Here is a 6,272-nt window from a genome sequence, read left to right on the forward strand (position 1 = left end):
ATATTCCTTTTTGATGGCCTGCTTTTGCTGCCAGCGGGAAAGGGGGTTGCTGGCAAGCTGGGGGTTCTCCGCCAGGGACTTTTGGTACAGGGCGTTGATGTTTGCTTTTTCCAGCTTTTGCTCCGCCCTTGCCGCTTCGCGGTAGGGTTTCAGTTTATGGCTGCGGTATCCCTCCCGCACCAGCCGCGCACTGACTTCAACAGCCTGCTCAGTCTTGTGCGCCCCTTCCACGCCCACATTGTCCTGTTCGGACTTGCGGATTTCCTTATGCGCCCCGGCAAGCAGCACATTGGCCGGAGCGCCCCGTACCGCATGGGACAGCTTGGAGGGCGGTTTTGCCTGTTCCTCAAAGGTCAGTTTCGTTGTTTTCTTTCCGGTATCGGGGTCAATAACGGTCTGCCGGACCTTCTTTTTGGGTATCCTGGCCTGCGCCTTGTCTGCCCGGACAGCCGCTTTCTCCGCTCGGCGGATCGGCTTTTCCAGCGCCGGGGCGGTCCGTTCCTCCTCGGTGAAGCGCAGGCGCGGCTCCTTAATCAAACCATTCCCCCAGCATCAGCGCCTCCATCATATAGAGCAGTTCCATATAGAGGCCCATGCCAGCCGGGGTGTGTAAGGGGCGGAGGATCAGGCAGGCATAGACCTGTGCCAGCACATCGGCCAGAAGCTCCGCGCCCCGGCCCTCCATAATCCTGCCGCCGGTGTCAGGGGAGAGGCAGCACCAGATTTCCGCAAGGCGGAGCAGGCCCGTTTCCCCGTCACGGTTCAGTTCCGCCGCCATGCCCTCCGCAGTACGGCACTCGCTTACCGCGTCCGCCATCGCCAGAAGCAGCTGGCGGCGCTGAATGTCCATCGCCCGCTTCAAAAACAGCCGGGGATTGTGTTTCATTTTCTGTGCAGTCATGATTGCTTTCCCTCCTTTAGATTCTGTGATTTTGTTATTTCTGACAGGTCGGACAACCGGGTGGTCATTATGCGGTACAGCTCGGTATCCTTGGGGAACCGGTCGATAAAGGGCAGGATAATGTTGCCGTAGAACAGCAGCCCTTCGCCCTCGCCGGAGTGGGTCACATAGGACAGCTGGTGCGGGGAGATGCCCAGCTGCCTTGCCAGAATCTGCCGGTCCCCGCTTGCCTGATTGAGCATATATACAAAGTCCGAGTTCTCAAAGATGTTCTCGATCTCCCGGCTGGCAAGCAGGTCCTTGATGTTCTGTGTGATGCCGGTGGGAATCCCGCCCCATTTCCGAAAGCGTTTCCAGATTTCAATGGTATAGGCGGCGGTCTGGTCCTCTTTGAGCAGCAGGTGCATCTCGTCAATGTAGTACCGGGTGGACTTGTGGGCGGCGCGGTTGATGGTGACACGGTTCCACACCTGGTCCTGCACCACCAGCATCCCGATTTTTTTCAGCTGCTTGCCTAACTCCTTGATGTCATAGCAGACAATGCGGTTGTCGATGTTTACATTGGTCCGGTGGTTGAACACATTCAGGGAGCCGGAAACATAGATTTCCAGCGCCGTAGCGATGTACTGCGCCTCTTTTTCCTCCTGGGTCAGCAGGAGGTTATACAAATCCTCCAATACCGGCATATTCTCCGGCTGGGGGTCGTTCAGGTAATCATGGTAGACCAGCCGCACACAGCGGTCGATGATGGTTTTCTGGACTGGCTGCAAGCCCTCCTTGCCGCCCACGATCAGCTCGCACAGCGACAGAATGAAGTCGGATTTCAAAGACAGCGGGCTTTCATCGTCCGAGTAGTCCAGGTTTAGGTCCATCGGGTTAATGTAGTCCCCGGAGGTGGGCGAAATCTTGATAACCTGCCCATGCAGCCGCTCCACAAGGGGCGCGTACTCCGATTCCGGGTCGCACACGATGATGTCATCGGTGGTGAGCAGAAAACAGTTGGCGATTTCCCGCTTGGCGGAAAAGGACTTGCCGGAGCCGGGAGTGCCTAAAATCAGGCCGTTGGGGTTTTTCAGCTTCTTGCGGTCCACCATGATAAGGTTGTTGGACAGGGCGTTGATGCCGTAGTACAGCGCCTCTTTCCCGTTCTGGAAAAGCTCCTGGGTGGTAAAGGGGATAAAGATGGCGGTGCTGGAAGTGGTCAGCCCCCGCTGGATTTCCACCTGGTTTTGTCCCAGGGGCAAACAGCTCATCAGCCCCTCCTCCTGCTGGAAGTCCAGCCTTGCCAGCTGGCAGTTGTACTTCTGCGCGATGCTGGACGCCTGAAACACGTTGTTGCCCAGCTGTCTGGCGGTGTCCGCCGTATTCAGCACCAGAAAGGTCACAAGGAACATCCGCTCGTTGCGGCTCTGTAAATCCTGCAGCAGCTTTTTGGCCTCGTTTCCGTAGGTAGCCAGATCGCTGGGAATGATGTCCATGTCGTACCCTGCCCGGACCGCCTTTTTCTGTTCTTCGATCTTGGCCCGGTCCAGGTCGGTGATTTTGCGCTTGACCGTCTTGATGGCCTTTACCTGATCCAAGGACTGCACATGGAGGCTGACAATCAGGGAGCTTTCCATATCCAGAAAATCCGCCAGCATCCGGTCGTTCAATTCCGGCGCGAGAATCTGCACAAAGCTGACCGCGCCGTACTTTTTCCCCATGCGGAACTGCCTGCCGGTGCGGAACTCAAAGGAAGTGGGGGCAATAAAATCCTTGGTGGAAAGGCCGGAGGGGGCCAGCCAGTCCCACGAAAAGGAAAAGGGAACCTGTTCGTCCATGTGGAATACGCCATGCAGCTGGGACAGCCGCGCCCGCCCGTCCAGCGGCTCCGCCACTACGCCCAGCCGCTTGAAGTTGTTGAGCAGGTCGGTTTCAATCCGTTCCAGCCGGGGCTTTGCCGCCCGGATGCTGTCCGCGTCAATGCCGAAGGTCAGGTATTTTGTCTTAATCAGGCCGTTGTTCCCCTTTGCCAGCTGGTTTTGCAGCATCTGGGTGTACTCGCCGCGGATGTTGTCAAAATCATCCCCCTGGGGCGGGATGGTGATGGACCGGGCAAAGGTTTCCTGGGACGCGGCCAGGTTGAGGAAGGACAGCTGGAACCGGATGGAGCTGTCAAAGTAGTTGAGGAAATCGCACCAGCCCTCGAAGATGGCGGTCTTATCCTCGTTTTGGGACAGCTGGTAATTGATGTCCTGAAACTGAATGGTCTTGGTATAGTAGCAGCCGGTCACGCGGCAGATGCCGTCCGGCCACATCCGTTCATAGGGGATGCTGTCCTGCGCGGAAATCCCCTTCTGGTCAGTGCGGCTGGCGCGGGAAATGGCGGCTTCGATCTGCTTCCGATCCGCGCGGGAGAGCTTCTTTTTCACCGGCATTGGCCCTTCGCCCTCCGGCGCTCTGCCGTTTGTCCGGTTTTTCTTTGCCGTAAACAATGTCATACACCTCCTTGTCGAGTTTGTCCTGCCGCTCCAATACGGCATAGAAGTTGTTGGTCTGGTAGGGGCGCTGCCGGGGCCGGAGAAAGGATACCCGGATCATGTTGCCGATGATCTTTTCCAGCGGCTGGCCGTTCTTCTCATACATCGCCAGCAGGAAAAAGGGCAGCATGACAAGCATCATGCACAGGGCGGCGGCGCTGTTTCCGGCTGGCCCCCGAAGCAGAAAGAAAAGCGGTACGCCCACGAGCGCCCCGCTGCCAAAGCAGACTAACTGCCGCTTGGTGAGGTTGAAGGCCACCTTTGTCTTGACCTTCGTTAAGTCTTTGGGTACTGGTACATAAGCCATTTTTGCACACTCCTTTCGTTAGTGGGCCTGGAAGATTGCCTTGGCCATGCTGCCGCTCTTAAAGAGGGTCAGGCAGAGCAGGACCGTATATCCCACACAGGACCAGATGGCGGCAATCGTATCCTCGTCGGTGGCGATGTTCTGCACCAGGACCGCGTAGATTGCCACGCAGACCATGATGAGGAACGCCTGAAAGCCTAACGCCATCAGGGAACGCAGGTAATTCTGCCCCATGCCGCCCCATTCCCTGCCCATCATAGCGGCCATCGGGACCGGCGCGACCGAGGTGACGAGATATATTTCCAGCATACGGCCATAAATGACGATAAAAATACAGATGGTCAGCGCCCACATGGTAAGGCCGATAAACAGGGACTGGAACCACAGCCCGAACAGCGGCCCCAAATCCATCTCCATGAGCCTTGGCTCCAAATCCGCCATTGCGGAGGAAATGTCGATGGAAGCGTCCGCGCCGATGACGCCGGAAGCCTGGGCCACGATTCCCTGGGCCAGATCAAACACGCCCATCACGATATTCCAGGTGTTGGTGACAATGAGGATGGCACAGGCGGTCTTGAAAATCCACTTGAAAAACACAGCGGTTTCAATGTCGTGGAAGTTGTTCTTGTCAGTGATGATCTGGATCAGCTCCAGCGTCATCACAAAGGCCAGGATCACGCCTGCTATGGGAAGGATGACGGTTTCCGAAAGGCTTTGGACCATGCTGAAAATACCCGCGTTCCAGCCCTGGGGCGTCTGCCCGATCTGCCCCGATATGTCCGCCACCTGGTTGTTGACCGAATCAAACATACTGGAAAGGTTGCTCATAATGCCGCCCACCAGCATTTCTTTCAGCCAGGTGGTGATTGCATCCAGCAGAAAATCCATACGGTGCTACCTCCTTTCCGCCCCTCCCGCGTCTGCGGGAGGGGCAAAGGTATGGGTGTTTCTGGTGCGGGGATTAGCCGAACAGACCGGAGAGCAGGGGTACAAGCACCATGCCGATGAGGGCAACGCCGCCGCCCGCCATGAGCTGCTTCATGCCCTGGCTTTTTGCTCATGTGAGATAAAGAAGTAAAAGAAGTGTAAAAAATTTTGCCGTTCCCTGTCCGGCTGACTGCCGGACGGGTCGGGCTTTAGTCGGGCAATTCTACCTTGCCGACAAAAGAGTAATAGATTTCGATTTCCTGTCTGCGGAGCTTCCCCCGGCGTTTCCCGTCAAGGGCTTCCGATTCGTGGATTACGATTTTCTCCACAAACTCCCGTAACAGGGTAGGGGTGAGTTCCTCAAAGCTGGTGTACTTGCGGACTACTTTCATAAACTTCTCGGCGTTTGCCGTGGCTTCCAGCGTCCTTGAAAGCTCGCCCTGCAGAACGGCGGCACGCTCTTTCAGCTCCTTTTGCTCGGCTTCATAGTCTGCCGAAAGCTCCGTGAAACGCTCGTCCGATATGCGCCCGGTCACGCTGTCCTCATACAGCCGCTTGAAGATAGCGGAGAGTTCCGCAATCCGCTTTTCTGCTGCTTCCAGTTCTTTCTTCTTGGCGGCGTTCCGGCGTTTGCTCCCGTCCTCGGTCTGCTCGGTCAACAGCTTCATAAACCGTGCTTCATGCTTGGCGGCGTAACTGGTGACTTTCCGTAAATTTTCGGTCACTCCCTCGGTCAAAAGGTCTGTGCGGATAAAGTGCGCCGTACAGTCTGCCGTGCGCTTCTTGTAGCTGCCGCATATGTAACAGTCCTGCCGCCGCTTGTCCGTCTGATACCTCTGCTGGTACATGACGCTGCCGCAGTCGGCACAAAAGAGTATGCCGGAGAACAAGCCCACTTCATCATAGCGGTTGGGGCGTTTGCGCTGCTTGCGTAGTTCCTGCACACGCTCCCATGTGTCCTTGTCGATTATCTGCTCGTGGTGGTTCTCGAAGATTGCCTGTTTGTCCTCGCTGTTGTAGATAATCTTGCTGCACTTGTAGGATTGGGTGGTGGTCTTGAAGTTCACAAGGCAGCCCGTGTATTCCCGGTTTTCAAGGATATGTACCACGGTGTTCGCCGCCCACTTGCACTCATAGCCGGGGTGGTAGCGGCGGGTTCTCCCTGTCCGGCGGTATTCCAGCGTTCCCGGCGTGGGGATTTCCTGTTCCGTGAGCATACGGGCTATCTTGGTCGGTCCATTCCCGGCAAGGCATAAGCTGTATATCTGCTTCACCACGGGGGCGGCTTCCTCGTCAATGATGAAATTTTCGTCCTCGTCCATGAGGTAGCCGTACACGGGCTTGCTTGTGACAGGCTTCCCGCTCATGCCTTTTGACCTCTTAACTGCTCTGATTTTCTTGCTCGTATCCCTCACCAGCCATTCGTTAAAAATATTACGCAAGGGCGCAAAATCGTTGTCGCCCTGTGCGCTGTCAACGCCGTCATTGATAGCAATGAAGCGGACGCCGTTCTGTGGGAAAATCATTTCGGTGTACATTCCCACTTGAAGATAGTTTCGCCCTAACCTTGACATATCCTTTACGATAACCGTTCCCACAAGCCCCGCTTCAATGTCGG

The 6,272-nt window shown here is 56.3% G+C and carries 5 protein-coding genes and 2 pseudogenes; all 7 read right to left on the reverse strand.

Annotated elements, in window-relative coordinates; translation table 11 throughout:
• Positions 1-537: pseudogene (locus NSB25_RS28480) on the reverse strand (CHAP domain-containing protein); the annotation flags it as partial.
• A complete protein-coding gene (locus tag NSB25_RS28485) occupies positions 530-901 on the reverse strand; it encodes a DUF3851 family protein (RefSeq protein ID WP_103242813.1) in 372 nt (123 codons plus the stop codon). The gene NSB25_RS28485 and the pseudogene NSB25_RS28480, both read right to left, overlap by 8 nt.
• Positions 898-3,318, reverse strand: a complete 2,421-nt coding sequence (locus tag NSB25_RS28490; protein WP_257479361.1) for a VirB4-like conjugal transfer ATPase, CD1110 family — start codon at positions 3,316-3,318, stop codon at positions 898-900. The genes NSB25_RS28485 and NSB25_RS28490 overlap by 4 nt, the downstream gene beginning before the upstream one ends.
• Positions 3,242-3,727 (reverse strand): PrgI family protein, encoded by a 486-nt coding sequence (locus tag NSB25_RS28495; RefSeq protein ID WP_257479359.1) that lies wholly within the window; start codon positions 3,725-3,727, stop codon positions 3,242-3,244. Before NSB25_RS28495 ends, NSB25_RS28490 begins: the two co-directional genes overlap by 77 nt.
• 18 nt (positions 3,728-3,745) lie before the next feature.
• A complete protein-coding gene (locus NSB25_RS28500) occupies positions 3,746-4,615 on the reverse strand; it encodes a VirB6/TrbL-like conjugal transfer protein, CD1112 family (RefSeq protein ID WP_004077012.1) in 870 nt (289 codons plus the stop codon).
• Between the two features lie 73 nt (positions 4,616-4,688).
• Positions 4,689-4,784: pseudogene (locus NSB25_RS29335) on the reverse strand (Maff2 family mobile element protein); the annotation flags it as partial.
• A 79-nt stretch (positions 4,785-4,863) separates the two neighbouring features.
• Positions 4,864-6,272, reverse strand: a 1,409-nt coding sequence (locus NSB25_RS28510) for a recombinase family protein (protein WP_257479360.1), incomplete at its 5' end; no start/stop codon positions are given.

It is taken from the genome of Acetatifactor muris (assembly GCF_024623325.1).
Classification (GTDB): domain Bacteria; phylum Bacillota; class Clostridia; order Lachnospirales; family Lachnospiraceae; genus Acetatifactor; species Acetatifactor muris.

Bases quoted from the DNA above. Each gene is read 5' to 3' on its own strand.
- NSB25_RS28490 (WP_257479361.1), bottom strand. From the start codon at position 3,318: ATGCCGGTGAAAAAGAAGCTCTCCCGCGCGGATCGGAAGCAGATCGAA.
- NSB25_RS28495 (WP_257479359.1), bottom strand. From the start codon at position 3,727: ATGGCTTATGTACCAGTACCCAAAGACTTAACGAAGGTCAAGACAAAG.
- NSB25_RS28500 (WP_004077012.1), bottom strand. From the start codon at position 4,615: ATGGATTTTCTGCTGGATGCAATCACCACCTGGCTGAAAGAAATGCTG.
- NSB25_RS28485 (WP_103242813.1), bottom strand. From the start codon at position 901: ATGACTGCACAGAAAATGAAACACAATCCCCGGCTGTTTTTGAAGCGG.